The sequence below is a fragment of the Pedobacter caeni genome (assembly GCF_900129215.1).
In the GTDB taxonomy this organism is placed as follows: Bacteria; Bacteroidota; Bacteroidia; order Sphingobacteriales; family Sphingobacteriaceae; genus Pedobacter; species Pedobacter caeni.
On the sequence record NZ_FQUQ01000002.1, the window covers coordinates 82,633 to 99,391 of the forward strand.

Below are 16,759 nucleotides of genomic sequence, written 5' to 3' on the forward strand. Positions count from 1 at the left end.
ATCTTAAAAATCCAGCCGGAATATATTCCGGCTGGATTTTTTTTATTAACTCATGATCAGTTTGTTCTTTATGGCGAAATCATACAGGGCAACTGTAGAATCCCCGATCTCCAATTTCCGCATGATGTTCTTTCTATGGGTATGGATGGTGAATTCAGAAAGGTATAACCGCTCCGCAATCTCCCGGGTCCTCATATTCTGACAAACCAGCCGGATGATCTCCACTTCACGTTTTGTAAGCTTATGCTTTTTCAGGAAATCATCAAAATAAGAAAACGAAGCCGCATCAGTTTTATCTTCTTCCAAAACAGGAAAATAAGGCTTGCCTTCTAATACTTTCAAAATAATACCGGAAAGCTGTTCCAGCTTATCTGATTTGATCACATATCCGCTCGCTCCCTTTAGCCGGCAGTCTTTCACCAGTTCGGGCGAATTGTAATTGGTCATGATGATGATCTTTGCCTTTAGGCTTTTGCTCTTCAATTCATCCAGTGTTTTCAATCCGTCCAGACCAGGCATATTCAGGTCAAGCAGGATCAGATCAGCATGTTGAAGCGATTCGGATCGCAAAAGGGCCAGTCCATTGGTTACACTGTCAATGATATTAAAACGTTCATCTTTGCTGAGATAGGCTTGTATGCCTTCCAGGATTGCTGGATGGTCATCTGCAAGTACAATTGAGATCTTCATAGGGAATGAATAAGCGTTAGTTACTCCCTAAATTACTTAATTGATCCTTATTGTGGTAATAAACTGTTCTTCTTTTTTACGTCTTCCAGCATCTGGTCCAGAACAGCACGGTCAAGTACGGCTCCTTTTACTACAACCGCATGGATTTTTTGTGTAGCACTGATGTTTTTTAAAGGATTTTCATTCAGTAATAACAAGTCTGCTTTCTTTCCGGCGGTCAGGCTTCCATAGGCTTTCTTATTCAGGAAAGCAGGAGAATTTACCACTGAGGCTTGTAATGCCTGAAGAGGAGTAAGGCCATATTTAACCAGTAGTTCCAGTTCTTTATGTAAACCAATCCCTGGGTAAGCATAGGAATTCAGGTAACCTGCATCTGTTCCTGCCATTATTTTTACGCCCGCTTTTTGCAGAAGCGGCAAGGTCTTTACTGTTTTCTCAAAAAGCTGATGCCTGAATTCAATCGCTTCCGCATCGTCCTGTTCTACTCTTTTTACCCGCCCTTCATAGGTTTTCTGTAAGCCTTTTCCAATATATTGAAGATAAGCATCGTTCTTGTGGTTATCTTTTTCGAAATAGGCCAGGATATAATTCAGGGATAGGGTAGGTGTTACGTACATGCCATGTTTAGCCATGTTCCTGTAAGTGGACAAGGCTGCGTTTTCTTCAAAAGTATCCATCACCTTTTGGTTGAATGCCCTGCCTTTTAAGGTTCCTGCGGCTACAGCTGCTGAAATCTCTTTTTCTACTTTAGAACCCGCTTTAAGTGCATATCCAAGATGCTCTACCGAGCTTAAACCTGCCGCCGCAATCTGTTCCATGGTCAGGGAATTGGGAATGTGTGCAGACACCTGATATCCGCGTTTACGGGCCATTCTGATGCTCTCTAAAAAGAGATCCGGGCTAAGTGTATTGTCTGTAATCTTCACAAAATCCACTTTCATTTTTTGTAAGGAATCCAAGGCAAGTTTGATCTCCTGTGTATTGCCAACCTCTATGTCTCCCTTCCAGACCGATTTATAACCTTCCAGTTTCGGACCGGAAGTCAGGATGGTAGGACCCTGGAGTTTTCCTGCTGCAATTTCTTCCCTCCATTGCAGCACACTCGGACTGATATCAGCTGCGGCATCGCGGACGGTGGTAATTCCATAAGCAAGGTATAAAGGAAGTAAGTTCTTGTTTTCTTCGATGAGTTCCTCACCTCCACCAAAATGCATGTGCATGTCCCACAGACCCGGAATTACATATTTGCCCTGAGCATCCAGTGTTTTTGTAGCGTTGTACTTGCTGCGCTGGCTTTCAGGAAATACGTCAATGATCATCCCGTCCTTAATGGCGATCACTTGTTTTGAACTGGTCTTTCCTGTTTTTATGTCAATAATTGTGGCCGACTTGATCAAAAGATCTGCTGCTTTATTTTGAGCAAAGCTGAGCTGACCGAAAATGATACCAAGCAATAAAAATGTGATTCTTTTCATTTATCAGGTGTTGTTATTTTTTATAGATTATTTTTTTGAACCTGCATTTTCTAAAATGCTGACGATCTCTTTGAAGTTTTTCTGACGTGCATGGGTTAAAGAAGTAACACCATCTTTATCCGCGATATTGATGTCACATCCGGCATCTACCAGCATCTTTACAATTTGCACCTGTTTGCTGTTGCCATCTGCTAAAATAACAGCTTCCAGTAAGGCAGTCCAGCCTAATCTGTTCACATGATCTATCGGAAAGGTCTTATCTTTCAATAATTCTGCAACAACGGCCACATGGCCTTTTTCACATGCAGGAATAAGTGCTGTGCCATTATAACGGTTAAATACCTTATAGTCTGCGCCCGCTTTTAGGCAAAGTTTAACAATGTCCAGGTATCCTGAAGCTCCGGCATAAAGAAATGGGCTGTTTAACATTTTATCCTGAGCATTTACACTGGCTCCGGCATCAATCAGGAGTTTAGCCATTTCCAGATGATTTAAGTAGGTTGCGGCCATCAGTGGCGTTTCCCCTTTTTCATTGCGTACTTCCAGGTCTTTATGACCGGAAATCCAAACCTTAAGCTTGCCGGGATTTTGCTCCGCCAGGATAGCGAAGACTCCTTGATTTGTCGGTTCCATAGTTTTTTCTTGTGAACATGCGGTAAATGTACATAAGCCGGAGATCAGCAATGTCATTAAATAAGTCATGCGGTAATTCATGATACAAAAGTATATTTCCTTAAAACATAAGGGTAGGACTGTTTAGCACATCAAGGGTACTAATTATTCATTTTTCGGAATTCCTGCGGACTGGCACTGGTATATTTCCTGAAAAAGCGAGAAAAATAGGAGGTGTCATTGAAACCCAGTGTATAGGCAATCTCTTTAATGTCGAGCTTGGTGAGGGTCAGCATTCTTTTTGCTTCGAGTAAAATTCTTTCCCTGATGTAATCGCCAGCTGTAATCCCGGATTTCTTTCTGCAAACCTGATTCAGATAATTGGCTGTGACGCTCATCTCATTCGCATAAAAAGAAACTTCACTATGTGTGGCATAATGTGTTTCTAAAAGGGCCAGAAAACTATGGATAATGCGGTGGTCCGGAGTAAATTCCTGAACTTCAAAGTTTTCACTATACCACCTTTTAATCAATAACAAGACCACCTGTAAACGGGATTGAAGGATTTCTATGTATAGTTCTGGCATGGTATTTACCTCCTGTTCCATTTTTGCAAGTTCCTGAACCAATTCCAGGTACTGCTCATCGTTCAGAGGAAGAAAAGGAGAAGCGGCTAAATTAAAATATGGAAAACGCTGACTTCCGGGTAATAAAAATTTAAGTGAAAACATCAGTTGGTATCCTGAAGTATCTTTTGAAAGCTCCCATTGATGGGCCTGTCCGGGAGCAAGGAAAAAGATCATTTTATCCTTTACTTCATGTGCTTTAAAATCTATAGTATGTATACCATTTCCCTTTTCAATCAGTAAGATCATATAAAAATCATGCTTATGGGCATGAGGGATGGATGGCATATTGATCGGCTGATGGTGAAGTATCTTAAAGTCTTCCTTTGTGTAAGGAAGATTGAAGATTTGTTCAATGCCGACAGTAGGTAAAAGCATTCTTAAGGGATAGTAAATTGTTTTATCTATTTTAAATATAAGAAATAATTGTACTAGCTAAAGCCTTGTGATGAAAAGTATTTCGCCTGTCTTTTAAGCAGTTCTTTCTTACTTTCTGGAAATGAGGCTTTTGGGTTCTTTTTCCAATACTCAAAACCTTGTTCCAACACCCCAATTTAGTCAGGGGTTCGAGAAGAGTCTGTTCCAGACTGCTAATAATTAATGCTCTTGGTTTCATTAGGGTAAAACTTTAAATCCTTCAGGCAGACTGATCATGCCTTGAAGATAGGAAAAACTTTAAACGGTGGCTGCTAAATAAGATTTAACTGGTATTATCGTCTGTACTAACGCCGTACACCGGCTTCAGTTGCTCCTTATTTGCTGCTTTCTTGCGAGGAGGTTGGTAGGGCCCTGTAGGGCTTAGAGCCCTGCCAAGCCCTATTGTTGTAGGATGAAAATTAATTCTAAATTAGAAGTAAATGAAGCCAGTATACGGCTAGTGTATTGACTTTAATAAAATTTATTACTTATATTAGTACTGTTGAGTATAAGCTTGTTAACTATTATGATTAAACAATTAACCCATTAAATATGGCAAAAGCAGCAAATGGACCACTAGGGTCCTTAAACGGAAAAATAAACAACCTGGTTTTTTACATGCTAAAGGGACAGCATATCTGCCGTACCATTGGTGATCCGGGCAAACCAAGCATCAATCAGCTGGCCAACCGCCAGGAGATGTCAGTAACGATGCGTATGGTGTCGTCCATCAGAGAATTTATCAGTGTCAGTTTTGACCTGGAAGCTCAGGGAACGGTTAAAAACGCGCATAACCTGGCTACTTCTTATATTAAAAAGAAGGCTTTAAAGGGGCAGTACCCTAATCTTTCTGTGGATTACAGTAAGGTGGAGCTGAGTCATGGTACTTTAGCAGGTGCTACGGACCTGAAACTCGAAAAAAGAGAAAAAGGAGTGCAGATCAGTTGGAATACGAAGGGACGTTATGATGATATTGTCATGATTTTGCTTTATCATCCTTTAAAGAGAACAGCTACTTCGCGCATTAATGCCAGCAGGAGAGATGCAGGAACCTGCTTTATTGAATTGGATCACGATGGGTTTCTGGATGAGCCGATAGAAGCTTATATCTGCTTCAGAGCTGCAGATGGTAAGGAAATTTCAGACAGTGTCTATTTAGGAAACCTGAACGGAGCAGCAAAAACTGAGGAAGAGATCAGTCAGAAAAAGAAATACGAGGAAGTAAAACAGCGTTTCTCTATTGTTGAAGCGGATTATTTAGGGCAAATGCAGGGCAATAGGGGGAACCCCGTCGATAGCAAAGCTTTCCGAACCCTGGAAAAAGAATATCAGGTATTGAAGAATAAACTGGAACATTTACCAGGGAAGCCAGGATAATTGCCGATGAACATATAACTTCTTCCAAAAGAAATCTATCTTAGTTCAAGATAGGGCGGAATTTGTATGCCCTTTTTTGTAGGGCTGGGGAAAGCCTGGATATATTAATATTGAAAGTTAATGAGCAAAATATTTTTTACTTCCGACCATCATTTCGGACATACCAACATTATCAGGTTCAGCAACCGGCCATTTCAAAATGTGGAAGAGATGAATGAGGTCATGATTGCCAGATGGAATGAAAAAATCGGCCCGACTGATGAGGTTTATCATCTTGGTGATTTCGGAATTGCCACACCAGAAGATTTTCAACAGATCGTAAACAGGCTAAATGGCATCATTTACCTCATTGTCGGAAATCACGAAGGTTCGGCTTTAGGGAACCGGAAAAGATTTAAATGGATAAAAGAATACCATGAAATTAAAATTAAGGATGATGAACGTGAGAACGGGGTTCAAAGAATCGTTCTTTTTCATTATGCAATGAGGGTATGGAGAGGGGATTCAAGAGGGACATGGCATTTATATGGACACTCGCATGGAAATCTGCCAGACCTGGCCCATCGGCTTTCATTTGATATTGGGGTAGATGCCCACGACTTTTACCCTTTGTCGTATGATGAAGTTAAAGCAATTATGAAGGCGAAAAGCTGGACCCGGTCTTTTGAGGATGAAGAAGCTTGACATCAAGGTCTTATATGAACAGCCAATTGAAATCAGGATAGAATTCCCGCTTTCGATACTGTATGGATATAATGGGCCTTCAGATTTGGATATAACCTGGGATGATCATATCATGTACCTGATTAATGAGGCTTTGGATAAGGCCGGAGCATATAGGAAACATTCAACACTGGAAGAATACCCTGTTGCAGGGAAAAATGATGAAATTCTAAGTTATCAGCTAACATTGATCGTTCAGCCGCCAGGATTGAATTTATATGGTATTGTGGAAGATTTAACGCAGGAGGACTTTCAGAAAGGCTTGTGTATTAAGCTGAAGTCTGAGTATCGTGGCTTTGAAGTCATATATGCAGATCCTTTTGCATTGATATAGCATTTCCGTGGTATCAGCATAAGTAAATACTTGACTTATTTCGTGATTTCAACAAACTTAGGGTTTGTCCATAAGTTTTCCAGTTCGAAATATTGCTTCGCATCTTGTTTTAAGGCTGGCTCTAAATCAAAGGTTAATTTTAAATACGTGATGCTCTCATCAGTTTCATTTTGTAAATTCTTAATGATTCCTATTTGATAATAATTCCAGGAAAATTCCTGTAGTGCATTAAGTTTTTTGAAGGTTTGAATAGCGGCATCAAAATCTCCCAGGTCTTTCAAATAAAGACCTTTACAATAATTAAGCTGGTATGTTGCTTTCCGGGGGAGTTCGTTCTCAAACTTGTCAAATTGATCAAGGGCTTTTTCTTTGCTGAGTGAGCCAAATGTATTTAACAGCAGTTTTATTGCGATGTTTTCCTGATAGAATTCTGAAAATAGATTTTTTATAGAAATTAGGGCATTGTCAATGTTGTTTGTTTTTAGGTAGTATTGAGTGATATAGATTAAGGCATTTGGATTCATGGTATTCACCCGTAAACAGGCCTTTACAGAATCTATAAAGTCCTCCTCATTCGTTGCTGATAACATTGCAAACCGGGTATCCATTCTGTTTTCAAGAATCAGGATGTTATCTGGTTCTATTTCTAATGCCTTTTCATGAAAATACAATGCCTTTTCGTGATCCTGAAGCTCATCATATATTGCTCCTTTATTGGCGTACGCAAGAACTGCCTGATCATCAAGTTCTATTGCTTTATCAAGAAGTTCAAGAGCGTTGTCAAAGTTCTTTTGCTCGATTTGATAGGCGGCATAACCAATATATCTGTCAACTTGTTCTTTATCTACTTTACCTTTTTGGTGTTCAGGGTTTGGTATGATATCAACTTTCAATATTTTACCTGAAGTTAGTTCAGTTTGAAAATCCTCAACCATCTCAGCGGTTGCTTCTTTCATTCTTTCTATTATGATGTTACTTTGTTTTTCATCAAGCCCTTCACATAATAGTTTCTTTTTTACAACAGACAGATCCTGTTTGTTCTCGAAATAAAATGTTTGGGCCAGAGCCGTAATTTCAATTTGATATTGCTTCGAGTTGAAAAGATCCTCTGCGATTGCCTTTTTCCTGGCTTTTAGAAAGTCAAAAAGTCCCATTTTTTATGATTTGCGTTAATACCGCAATATAGATAACTTTTTACCAATTTAAGGCAATGATCGCCCCAGATAAGACTGACATGGATCATGATCGGAGGCATCAGGATCGTCTATTTCAATATTTATTTGCATTCCACAAACTAATTGCTATTTTTGCCACCCACAAGCCACGAGGGGGATTAGCTCAGCTGGCTAGAGCGCTTGCCTGGCAGGCAAGAGGTCAGCGGTTCGACTCCGCTATTCTCCACCCTGATGAAGCCTTTAGATTGAGTTCTAAGGGCTTTTTTTGTTGATTGGGTTTCTTGTTCTGCAATTAAACTTCATGAAACGAGTTTAGAATGTGCATGAAACCGCACGCACGCAAGGTGTCTAACCATAATCATTATGGTGACTATTGAGATTTTCCGGGCTATCGCATACAATGATTAAGTGATGAGCTTTCAGGATATAACAAAAATTAAATATATTGAACGTTAAGGCCACGAATAGCGAATTAATGATTGACACATGAAAAAATATCTTATCATAATACTCAGCGCTATATTATTGATATTTAATGTGAAAAGTGTTGCACAGGAAATGACTCAGTTTAAAAAAGAAATTCAGGGAAATACGGTTCAATTGGTGGTGAATAGAAAAGGTAATACTACCATTTTCGAAACACAGCTGCTAAATTCAAAAAAGACTCCCTTGATCCTGAACAGGTTCGAAAGTAACTCGGATTTACTTGCTGATAAAAATAAATATCAGTTTTTTAATGTGATCGACTTTAATATTAAAGGTCATTTTCTGTACATTTTTTACAATGATTTCGGGAAGATATTTATGGATAGGTATGTTCTTGGTGAAAATGCCCCCTCTACGCAAAAAAGAATTTTAATCGGGAATCACCAGATCTTAAGTTATGAGAATGGCGGAGATATGGAGTCCTGTTTTCAGGCAAAATGGATTGATCACCAATTGTACTTTCATATCGATGCAAAACAAACCTATGGCGGCCGGTTAAATGAGCTGTTTGTTTTTTCAGAACCTCAGATGAAAATAGATAAAGTGTCTTTTCCGAAACCTTCAAAAATTGTACCCGGTAATGGCTTTTTTAACACCTTAGATATAGACGCAAATGCGGAAAAAGTGCAAAAAGAAATGTTCCGCTTATTAGTGGAGAACAAAATAACAGCTCCTAAAGGCAGCTTTTTGTTTTTAGGCTATCTGGAACATCCCTTTTTGCATCGTGTTTATAAGAAACATAAAGTCAGGGATGTAGAAGATCTGTATCTGTTTTACAAAACCGAAACTGCTGAGGTAAAAATAATTCGTTATGACAATAATGAAAACCTATGGATTCTGGAGTAGACGAATAAACCTTATTTTATCTTTTTCAAGAGGCTTGATTTTTACATCCACAGGAATGCCAGTGTTATCTATCGGATGTTCAGGTAAACGTTTAGATCTGGAAATCGCAATGGATAAGCTGTAATCATCGCAGGGGATATCAAAATATTGAACATTTGCATAGTCAAGGCTACCTCCGGAATTTTCACCAAACAGGGTTACCTTCTTGCTCTGCCTGGCCATCAATAAAAAGGATTCTGCGGAACTTAAAGTTCCTTTATCCACTAGGATCGCGATTTTCTTAGGGTACGCATTTACGCTGTCCAATGTGATGCTGAATAGATCCTTCCCAGAAGGATTCACAAACTGACCCGGATTCTTCTGCATTAAAGAAATGATGGACATGAGGATGTTCCGCTGTGGAGCAGCTGCATTCAAGCCCTTTAAGTTCTTTTCTAAAATGGCAATATTGTCTTCAGACGACCAATATTCATCAGGTTTACTTAAGATTGGCTGGGTATACAAATAAGGAATCAAGGATTGAAAAGTATAATCTGTTCCTCCGCCATTTCCCCGCAGGTCTATAATCCAATAAGGACTTTTCTTCAATGATACCTCCTGAGTTTTTAATAAACTGTCAATGATCTTTTTTTCAGACCATTCAAAGGAGGGAAGCCTCAATAGTATTGAGGCCTCATCTAATGCTTTAATTTCTGTCTGACTGCTCAATACCTCAGCAACGGTTTCCTTTTTTACAGAGAAATGAGCGTTGATCTGTTTTACTTTTTCCGGATTTGCTTTCCTGTAATCCCCATTGAGCTGCACTTTCAGGTGCTGGTCCCGGAAATAGTTGGTCCATGTTTTTAAGAGGATAAAACAAGAATCTGTTGCTTTTACTCCGGCAGCTTTTTCTCTCAGCTCCTTTGTAAAAAGATCAAACTTAACCTGGTTTTCCGGGTTAACCTTTGCCTGGTAGCCAGAATAATTCTTACTCACCTTCGAAGTCATGTAATCAAAATTCAACAGACAATTACAGTTTTGTGCAAGCAGGTTTATTGAACTTGTAATTAGAAATAGCGTAAGTAGATTTTTCATGAACATTTGATGTGATCGAAGTACAAGATGACTTTTTTTATAAATAGTTGCATCATTTTAGGTAAGAAAAAGTAGTTTGCCTTTCTTTGCCTTCAACTGATATGAAAAGAAAAATTATTTGCGCAATACTTGTCGCCCTGAGCTTACAAAGCTGTCAGAATACCCCTAAAATAAAGGAAGAAAATAAAAGTGCGCAGCAAGCCTCAACAGCTGTGATCAGCCATTATGTAACCAATAACTTTCCTCATGATACCTCTTTGTTTACTGAAGGACTTTTCTTTCACCAGGGCAAGCTGTTTGAAAGTACCGGATCTCCGCTTGATATGCCCAGTACCCGCTCTTTGATCGGAATTCAGAATCTGAAGACAGGTAAACTGGATATTAAAATAGAATTAGACAGGTCAAAATACTTTGGAGAGGGTAGCGTAATCCTGAAAGATAAACTTTATCAGCTCAGTTATAAAACCCAGGTCGGATTTATCTATGACGCCACCACCTTCAAAAAACTCAGGGAATTTAAATACGCTAACGCTGAAGGATGGGGCTTAACCACAGACAGTGTTTCTTTAATCATGAGTGATGGTACCAACAAATTAACTTTTCTTGATCCGAATAGCCTGATGCCTGTAAAAACACTGGAGGTCACAGAAAATGGGCAGGCGCTGGATAAACTCAATGAACTGGAATTTATTAATGGATTCATTTATGCCAATGTCTGGGGCACCAACGATATTGTTAAAATTGATCCGGCTACTGCTAAGGTGATTGGCAAGCTGAACTTTAATACCTTAGCGCTTACCGAGAAAAACAACAATCCTGAAGCATTAGAGATGAATGGGATTGCTTACGATGCAGCTTCAGATAAAATGTATGTAACCGGTAAACTCTGGGCCAATATCTACGAGATTGACCTTAACAAATAAAACAACCCTATGAAAATCTATATTCCATTGTGTCTTCTTTTTGTGCTTTCGGGACTAAGCTCATTTAAACTGAAAAAGCCGGAAGAAACAAAAGACTTTAAAAGGTTTTATGATCAATACAAAGTTCAGGGTTCCTTCATTCTCTATGATCAGAAGAATGATAAATATACCTGTTACAACCAGGAACAGGCAAGCACTCCATTCACACCAGCTTCTACTTTTAAGATCTGTAACTCCCTGATTTCACTGGAAACAGCTGCGGTAGCAGATGAAAATGTAGTTTCCAAATGGGATGGGAAAGAAAGACCCATGCCGGCATGGAATGCCGATACCGATATGAAGAACGCTTTCAAAAATTCAACAGTCTGGTTTTATCAGGAACTGGCGAGAAAGGTGGGTGAGGAAAAAATGAAGTTCTGGCTGGAAAAGCTGAATTATGGTAATGCAGATATATCAGGAGGAATAGATGGTTTCTGGCTTCGTGGTGGTTTGAGAATCACGCCGGCTGCCCAGATTGAATTTCTAAGGAAATTACAACAGAACAAACTCCCTCTTTCTTCCCGTTCTATGGATATCGTAAAGAAGATGATGATGGTTAAGGATAGCGCAGGAGTGGTGCTCAGGGCTAAAACAGGCTCCGGAAAACAGGATAATCTGACCATTGGATGGTATGTAGGCTATGTGACCACCAAAGACAATGTATACTATTTTTCAAATTGCATACAGACTGAAAACAGAGGGGCTGATTTCGCAAATGCACGTCAGGATATTGCTTATCATATTCTTGAGGAGTTGAACATCCTGAAGAAATAAAACAGGCTTCGGAAATGAGCCGCAGTAAGAATAAGGAGTGTTCAGAATTCCAGAAGAACAGCCTGCGGAAATACACAGGTTAGAAATTTAGTTTTTCCTGCACACTGTTTCCTTTTTACCTCACAGACAATATACATATCAATTTTATTAATTAAATAATAGTTTACTAAATACTACATCAATTGGAATAATTATTGGAGGAGGCTATGTCGAACCTAAAACTGTAATCATCTCTATAACAGGTACTATGGAAAACAATCTTATTAAAGAAATCAATATAGGAGACAAGTCTATATTATACTTTAGCTCCTTCACCCTTCAACAACAATTTAACGCACACCATTACTTTGAACTCCGGTTTAAACACGATCAAATGGGAGCTCCCGGACTCATTAGTCTGGACGATAGCCGTGATTTTGTGGGCCAGACATTAACCGCAACATTTGGCTATACTGCTGATAAGACACAAAAGTTCTCCGGAATGGTGACTAATGTTGAACTGACCCAAAGCAACGGTTATCATGGAGTCCTGATCGTAAGTGGTTATAGTCCGACTATTCTGATCGACAGGGGGCCGGATCTGGGATCTTACCTGGATAAAGACCTGAATACGATCGTAAAATTAGCCACAAAGGATACACCGGAGAATGACCTCAGGATCGTCACTAAAGCCGACAGAGCCAACCCTATTGACTATGTCATCCAATATAGGGAAAGTGATTTCGATTTCTTAAATCGCCTGAGCGGAGAATATCATGAATGGTTTTACTACGATGGGGAGAATCTCAATTTTGGGAAACCGGATGATCAGAAAGAAATCAGCCTGTTTTATGGAAGGGATATACAGATGTTGCAGTATGCGATGGGAGTTGCCCCTATAAAGAACAAACGATTTGCTTATAATCCAAAGCAGGATCAGATGCTGGAGAGTGAAAGTACCGGAAAGGCAGAGGGCAGACCGGATCTGATTCATGCCGTGAATGCTTCCAACACCATGTATAGTAAAACCTTCAACCAACCCTCTACTATTCGGGTGGATAATGGGAGCGATATTAAATCGCATGTGGAGAATGAAGAAAAAGCGAACATCAGCAAGCTGTTGAAAATCAATGCCCAGGGAGATAATCCGGAAATTGGTATTGGAGTGATTGCAGATATCAGTATGAGTCTGAAAGAGGATCTGGGCTTTAACAGTCAGAGTTTAGGTAAGTTTCTGATCACTTCTGTACAGCATTTCATTGATGATCGCGGACATTATAACAATTCTTTTGAAGGGATTGTATCGACTACAGAGCGGATTTCTTTTAAAAACTTTGAAAGACCAAGTCCGGATATGCAGCTGGCGGATGTAGTGGACAACAATGATCCACAGGGACAGGGACGTATTAAGGTCAAATTCAAATGGCAATGTCAGACAAATGACCATACGGAATGGCTGAGGGTAGTCACCCCGGATGCAGGAAGCAGTGATAAAGTGAATAAAAACAGGGGCTTTGTATTCGTTCCGGAAAAAGGTGATCAGGTATTGGTTGGCTTCGAAGAAGGAAATATTGCCAGACCTATCGTGATGGGCAGTGTTTTTCATGGAAAGATTGCTACGGGTGGCGGACAAACGAACAAGACAAAATCACTAACCACCAGAAGCGGAAATACCGTAATACTGAACGATAGTGATGGCAGTATTAATGTAAAAGATCCGAGTGGAAATGTCATTACCATGAACGGAGACGGAACAGTAACGATCTCTGCGCCAAATACCATAAACCTGGTATCAAAAGACATTAACATCAGTGCAGGGAATAGCATTAATCTCGTTTCAAGCCCGGCACAGGAAGGTGGTGGTGAAGGTACCATCAGCATTACTGCAAAAAAATCGATTGCCACGACCGCTCAGGATGAAGGCATTACCACAAACGCTAAAAAAGACATCACTTTTACCAGCGAAACGGAGAACATCAAACTGACTGCGACTGCAAAAGATGTCACGATTGATGCAGCAGTAGGGATGCTTAAAACCTCTTCAAAAAAGGCAGACATGACTTCTGTAGATGAGATGAGCATATATGGGGGAGTGTTGACAAAAATCGGGGCCGATGATGTAGAAATTAATCAGTCATGATGGAAACACAGGAAACAATTTCCTATCACATCAGCACGGCAAGCAAAGTGCGGATAGGGGGCAGGATCAATCAGTTTGTACAAGACAGATGGGTGGAACTCAGACAAATAGATCGGAAGAATGATCACCTGTTGTTTGAATACAAGCTGCTGGATCAGAAAATGGAAGGAAGTGCATTGATTCATGAATGGGCAGAAGATCTGGAATGGCTCCAGACCCCAATTTATTTTCTCACCAATCTGGAAGGAAAACTAGTGGGGATGCAGGGACTGCAACACTTGAAAACACGTTGGGAAGATCAGTTTCGGGAAAAGCTGTCTAAGAAATATGCAAAGACCCCGGGCTTTCAGCAAATGATTGCAGAAACAGATGTGTTGCTCAATGATGAAAAACGTCTGGCTCAAAGTTTTATAGGTTATAATCACTTCAGGGCATTGTTCCAGCCGCTTCCCAAGGTGCATCCGGTTTCAGAAGAAAGTAAGCTGGTCATCCCGCGGTATTTTGGAACAACAGATTTACCGCTAAATATCATGCAGACCTCAAAGGTCTATGATCAACACTTACTGATCACCAATAACGGGACACTGGATGTCAGAAATTTCGATTCCAAACCGGTCATCCGGATGTTCAAAGACCTGACCAATACTTACAATCTAAAGGTAGACCTTCAGGTGGATCTGGAAGAAGAATATATCCTGTTAAATGGAAAGATGGAAAGTGCCGATCTGTTTCTGGAGGTGGAAGTGCCGGATTTTTATCAGGTCACGACTGCCCATCAGGTCAAGCTCATTCATCCGGGCGGAACAGATAAAGAAAAGGATCAGAACCGACCATGGTCTCTCCCATTAGTTCACCAGTCGAATTAAAAAGATTGTTATGGCAAAGAAATATATTCCGGACAATAGTTGTCTGATGTGCGATAAAGGTTCAGCACCATGCAAGCTTAAAGTAACGCATCACAATAATACCAAGATTTATGGTGAATTCCTGGCGAGCGAAATGGATATGGTTCCAGGAGAAAATATCCTGCCAATGGGTACCTGTTCGGTTACCGGTGGGGCATGTGTACCAGATCCGATTTATTGGGATAAAACCAATCAGGGAGTAAAGGTCAATGGCTATAAACTTCTGTTCGATGATGCCAACCTGCTATGTAAGAAGGGTGGGAAGGTTAGTGTAACCTTTAATACCCCTACCGGATTTTTTGGAAATGTAGCCGATTTTGGTTCTGGTTACGACACAGGCCTGGGGATGGCTGCACAATGGTTAAATTATAAAGATGCAATTGACTATAACCAAAGAGGAACGGTATATGATGTAGAAAATGGCAAACTCTCTTTAGTAAGGGACAATAGTCCGAGCGACCGGAGGAGAAGCGGGAATTATGGAGAGATGAAAGACAACATCTACCATAGGGAGAACAATTGGCGGGATATCAGATCAGAGCATCCTAATATGAATATTGATAAGAATACCGCAGCGGGAATTGATGGTGCTTATGAACGAAACGGGACTTACAGGGAAACTGACGGTAAGTATGGAACCGCAAGAATAGCAGATACCAATAATGGTAAAGAACTCAGTCAAAGGTGGACAGAAAATCACCTTGATAATGGTGCGATTGCCAACCCAAAGGATGAGGCGGGAATGCGGAGGGCCAATAATAATGGTACCTTGGAAAGAGAAGTGATTTATACAGATAAAACCGAAGGAAGCGGTAGCAAAAAGAAAACGCGGGCAGGGTTATCATCAGAAACACATGCTTCAGATGGCAGCAAAGCCACAAGAGGACAATTCGAAATGCTGGAATCAAAACCGCCCTCAAAAGCGGCACAAATGATGAACAGTGCCAGGTCCTCTGCCCGTAATTCGGCTGCAATGAAAGCTTTGGCTGACTCAAGACTGTCTCAGAAGATTCAGGCAAGTAAAGGGGCTACCAAAGCGAATAATGCACTTTGGAAAGCCACCCAGTTTATGGAATCAACGCCGGCGCTTAAAACTACGGGCAAGGTGATCGGCAGGGGAGCCATTGTTGTTGGGATAGTCATGGATGCGGTCAGCATTGGAAGCGCGTATGCAGAAGAAGGGGAATTTGGAGATAAAACCCAACAGGCAACAGGATCTGCTATTGGAGGTGCAGCCGGAGCCTGGGCAGGAGCGGAGATCGGTGCATTGATTGGTACTGCAATCTGTCCGGGAGTAGGCACAGTAATTGGGGGAGTTTTGGGAGGTATCATAGGCGGACTTGCGGGTAGTAAAGCAGGTTCCTCTTTTTTAGATTCGATTTTTTAAATACATTTAGTAAACAACAATATTAAAATGGGATTATTCGACAAGTTATTCGGAAGCACAACTAAAGACAGTAAAACAAAATTAAGGGACCAATTCAAGGACGAAAAGTATTTTAAAAACGAAATCATAAGGTTTACAGAGATCATCAACGATTTGTCTGCACAGCCCAACCTTACTGCTTTCAATTATTGGTCGATATCTTCAAAGTTTCAACGGATTATTTCCCTCAGATTTTCTGCTGGCAGTCCGGTTTCCGAACTGGTTAAAGATTACGGTCCTGCTCTGGATAATTATGTAAAAGGCTGGGAGGAAAAAGAAGCTACCTATGCTGATATCCTGCTCATGATCTCATTAGGTATTCTGTTTGAAATATCCACTGAAGATTTCAACCGTCTGGTGACTTACATGGAGAAAACGGATAACAATAAGCAATTAGACAACTGGAGACCTGATTCATTACTCTGGTTTTTGCTGAACTCAAGAGCAAAAACAGAAAATAAAGGGGAGGGAATATTGTTTCCTCCGGTTTATCAGCCATTATACGAGATCACCAGATTACCAAAGGAAGAGGCCGAAAAAGCAGCAGCTGATTATATGAACAATTGGTATAAAATGCATAAAGATGACCCTTGGTTTAATGCCCACCTTAAAGACCGCGGATATGGTGGCTACTGGGCCTGGGAGGTTGCTGCTGTGGTGAAAGTAATGGGTTTAGACGATAGCAGCTTCAAAGACCATCCATATTATCCTTATGATATGGTACATTGGAAGGATTAA

The 16,759-nt window shown here is 40.4% G+C and carries 16 protein-coding genes and 1 tRNA gene; 11 read left to right on the forward strand and 6 right to left on the reverse strand.

Translation table 11 applies throughout. The annotated features are described in order from the left end of the window. Positions 1-45 precede the first annotated feature (45 nt). The 4 genes from BUC20_RS07700 to BUC20_RS07715 form a co-directional block, all read right to left on the reverse strand. On the reverse strand, positions 46-690 hold the full coding sequence (locus BUC20_RS07700) for a response regulator (RefSeq protein WP_073229731.1): 645 nt from the start codon (positions 688-690) through the stop codon (positions 46-48). A 47-nt stretch (positions 691-737) separates the two neighbouring features. Beyond that, a complete protein-coding gene (locus tag BUC20_RS07705; protein ID WP_073229733.1) occupies positions 738-2,165 on the reverse strand; it encodes an amidohydrolase family protein in 1,428 nt (475 codons plus the stop codon). A 27-nt stretch (positions 2,166-2,192) separates the two neighbouring features. After that, a complete protein-coding gene (locus BUC20_RS07710) occupies positions 2,193-2,798 on the reverse strand; it encodes an ankyrin repeat domain-containing protein (RefSeq protein WP_234994478.1) in 606 nt (201 codons plus the stop codon). Positions 2,799-2,938: 140 nt separating this feature from the next. Next, positions 2,939-3,781, reverse strand: a complete 843-nt coding sequence (locus BUC20_RS07715; protein WP_073229735.1) for a helix-turn-helix domain-containing protein — start codon at positions 3,779-3,781, stop codon at positions 2,939-2,941. A 591-nt stretch (positions 3,782-4,372) separates the two neighbouring features. Between BUC20_RS07715 and BUC20_RS07720 the strand changes: the two genes are divergently transcribed. The 3 genes from BUC20_RS07720 (at position 4,373) to BUC20_RS07730 (ending at position 6,254) form a co-directional block, all read left to right on the forward strand. Next, entirely contained in the window at positions 4,373-5,197 is an 825-nt protein-coding gene (locus BUC20_RS07720; protein ID WP_073229737.1) for a DUF6266 family protein, read from the forward strand. 120 nt (positions 5,198-5,317) lie between these two features. Beyond that, entirely contained in the window at positions 5,318-5,881 is a 564-nt protein-coding gene (locus tag BUC20_RS07725; protein WP_073229739.1) for a metallophosphoesterase, read from the forward strand. Then, a complete protein-coding gene (locus BUC20_RS07730) occupies positions 5,868-6,254 on the forward strand; it encodes a hypothetical protein (RefSeq protein ID WP_073229741.1) in 387 nt (128 codons plus the stop codon). Before BUC20_RS07725 ends, BUC20_RS07730 begins: the two co-directional genes overlap by 14 nt. Positions 6,255-6,289: 35 nt before the next feature. Here BUC20_RS07730 and BUC20_RS07735 read toward each other — a convergent pair whose 3' ends face one another. Continuing rightward, entirely contained in the window at positions 6,290-7,408 is a 1,119-nt protein-coding gene (locus BUC20_RS07735; RefSeq protein WP_073229743.1) for a tetratricopeptide repeat protein, read from the reverse strand. A gap of 173 nt (positions 7,409-7,581) precedes the next feature. Between BUC20_RS07735 and BUC20_RS07740 the strand changes: the two genes are divergently transcribed. Together BUC20_RS07740 and BUC20_RS07745 are read left to right on the forward strand one after the other, a co-directional pair. Next, a tRNA-Ala gene (locus BUC20_RS07740) sits at positions 7,582-7,655 on the forward strand. Between the two features lie 260 nt (positions 7,656-7,915). After that, positions 7,916-8,761, forward strand: a complete 846-nt coding sequence (locus BUC20_RS07745) for a hypothetical protein (RefSeq protein ID WP_073229745.1) — start codon at positions 7,916-7,918, stop codon at positions 8,759-8,761. Here BUC20_RS07745 and BUC20_RS07750 read toward each other — a convergent pair. Then, entirely contained in the window at positions 8,744-9,835 is a 1,092-nt protein-coding gene (locus BUC20_RS07750; RefSeq protein ID WP_159441068.1) for a S41 family peptidase, read from the reverse strand. The two genes, BUC20_RS07745 and BUC20_RS07750, sit on opposite strands and share 18 nt — an antisense overlap. 101 nt (positions 9,836-9,936) lie before the next feature. On the opposite strand from BUC20_RS07750, the gene BUC20_RS07755 reads away from it, so the two are divergent. From BUC20_RS07755 to BUC20_RS07785, 6 genes are all read left to right on the forward strand, one after another. Next, on the forward strand, positions 9,937-10,758 hold the full coding sequence (locus BUC20_RS07755; protein WP_073229749.1) for a glutaminyl-peptide cyclotransferase: 822 nt from the start codon (positions 9,937-9,939) through the stop codon (positions 10,756-10,758). Between the two features lie 9 nt (positions 10,759-10,767). Further along, positions 10,768-11,571 (forward strand): class D beta-lactamase, encoded by an 804-nt coding sequence (gene blaOXA / locus BUC20_RS07760; RefSeq protein ID WP_073229751.1) that lies wholly within the window; start codon positions 10,768-10,770, stop codon positions 11,569-11,571. A 247-nt stretch (positions 11,572-11,818) separates the two neighbouring features. Then, complete coding sequence (locus tag BUC20_RS07765; protein ID WP_073229752.1) at positions 11,819-13,690, forward strand: type VI secretion system Vgr family protein; 1,872 nt, start codon at positions 11,819-11,821, stop codon at positions 13,688-13,690. Beyond that, positions 13,687-14,556: a hypothetical protein gene (locus BUC20_RS07770; protein ID WP_073229754.1), complete on the forward strand. Its 870-nt coding sequence runs from the start codon at positions 13,687-13,689 to the stop codon at positions 14,554-14,556. The genes BUC20_RS07765 and BUC20_RS07770 overlap by 4 nt, the downstream gene beginning before the upstream one ends. 10 nt (positions 14,557-14,566) lie before the next feature. Next, the gene (locus BUC20_RS33555) at positions 14,567-15,982 is read left to right on the forward strand and encodes a PAAR-like protein (RefSeq protein WP_084528679.1); all 1,416 of its coding nucleotides are present in this window, start codon (positions 14,567-14,569) and stop codon (positions 15,980-15,982) included. A 27-nt stretch (positions 15,983-16,009) separates the two neighbouring features. Further along, the gene (locus tag BUC20_RS07785; protein WP_073229756.1) at positions 16,010-16,759 is read left to right on the forward strand and encodes a PoNe immunity protein domain-containing protein; all 750 of its coding nucleotides are present in this window, start codon (positions 16,010-16,012) and stop codon (positions 16,757-16,759) included.

Coding starts and splice junctions, on each gene's coding strand:
- BUC20_RS07700 (WP_073229731.1), bottom strand. CDS start 690: ATGAAGATCTCAATTGTACTTGCAGATGACCATCCAGCAATCCTGGAA.
- BUC20_RS07705 (WP_073229733.1), bottom strand. CDS start 2,165: ATGAAAAGAATCACATTTTTATTGCTTGGTATCATTTTCGGTCAGCTC.
- BUC20_RS07710 (WP_234994478.1), bottom strand. CDS start 2,798: ATGGAACCGACAAATCAAGGAGTCTTCGCTATCCTGGCGGAGCAAAAT.
- BUC20_RS07715 (WP_073229735.1), bottom strand. CDS start 3,781: ATGCTTTTACCTACTGTCGGCATTGAACAAATCTTCAATCTTCCTTAC.
- BUC20_RS07720 (WP_073229737.1), top strand. CDS start 4,373: ATGGCAAAAGCAGCAAATGGACCACTAGGGTCCTTAAACGGAAAAATA.
- BUC20_RS07725 (WP_073229739.1), top strand. CDS start 5,318: ATGAGCAAAATATTTTTTACTTCCGACCATCATTTCGGACATACCAAC.
- BUC20_RS07730 (WP_073229741.1), top strand. CDS start 5,868: ATGAAGAAGCTTGACATCAAGGTCTTATATGAACAGCCAATTGAAATC.
- BUC20_RS07735 (WP_073229743.1), bottom strand. CDS start 7,408: ATGGGACTTTTTGACTTTCTAAAAGCCAGGAAAAAGGCAATCGCAGAG.
- BUC20_RS07745 (WP_073229745.1), top strand. CDS start 7,916: ATGAAAAAATATCTTATCATAATACTCAGCGCTATATTATTGATATTT.
- BUC20_RS07750 (WP_159441068.1), bottom strand. CDS start 9,835: ATGAAAAATCTACTTACGCTATTTCTAATTACAAGTTCAATAAACCTG.
- BUC20_RS07755 (WP_073229749.1), top strand. CDS start 9,937: ATGAAAAGAAAAATTATTTGCGCAATACTTGTCGCCCTGAGCTTACAA.
- blaOXA (WP_073229751.1), top strand. CDS start 10,768: ATGAAAATCTATATTCCATTGTGTCTTCTTTTTGTGCTTTCGGGACTA.
- BUC20_RS07765 (WP_073229752.1), top strand. CDS start 11,819: ATGGAAAACAATCTTATTAAAGAAATCAATATAGGAGACAAGTCTATA.
- BUC20_RS07770 (WP_073229754.1), top strand. CDS start 13,687: ATGATGGAAACACAGGAAACAATTTCCTATCACATCAGCACGGCAAGC.
- BUC20_RS33555 (WP_084528679.1), top strand. CDS start 14,567: ATGGCAAAGAAATATATTCCGGACAATAGTTGTCTGATGTGCGATAAA.
- BUC20_RS07785 (WP_073229756.1), top strand. CDS start 16,010: ATGGGATTATTCGACAAGTTATTCGGAAGCACAACTAAAGACAGTAAA.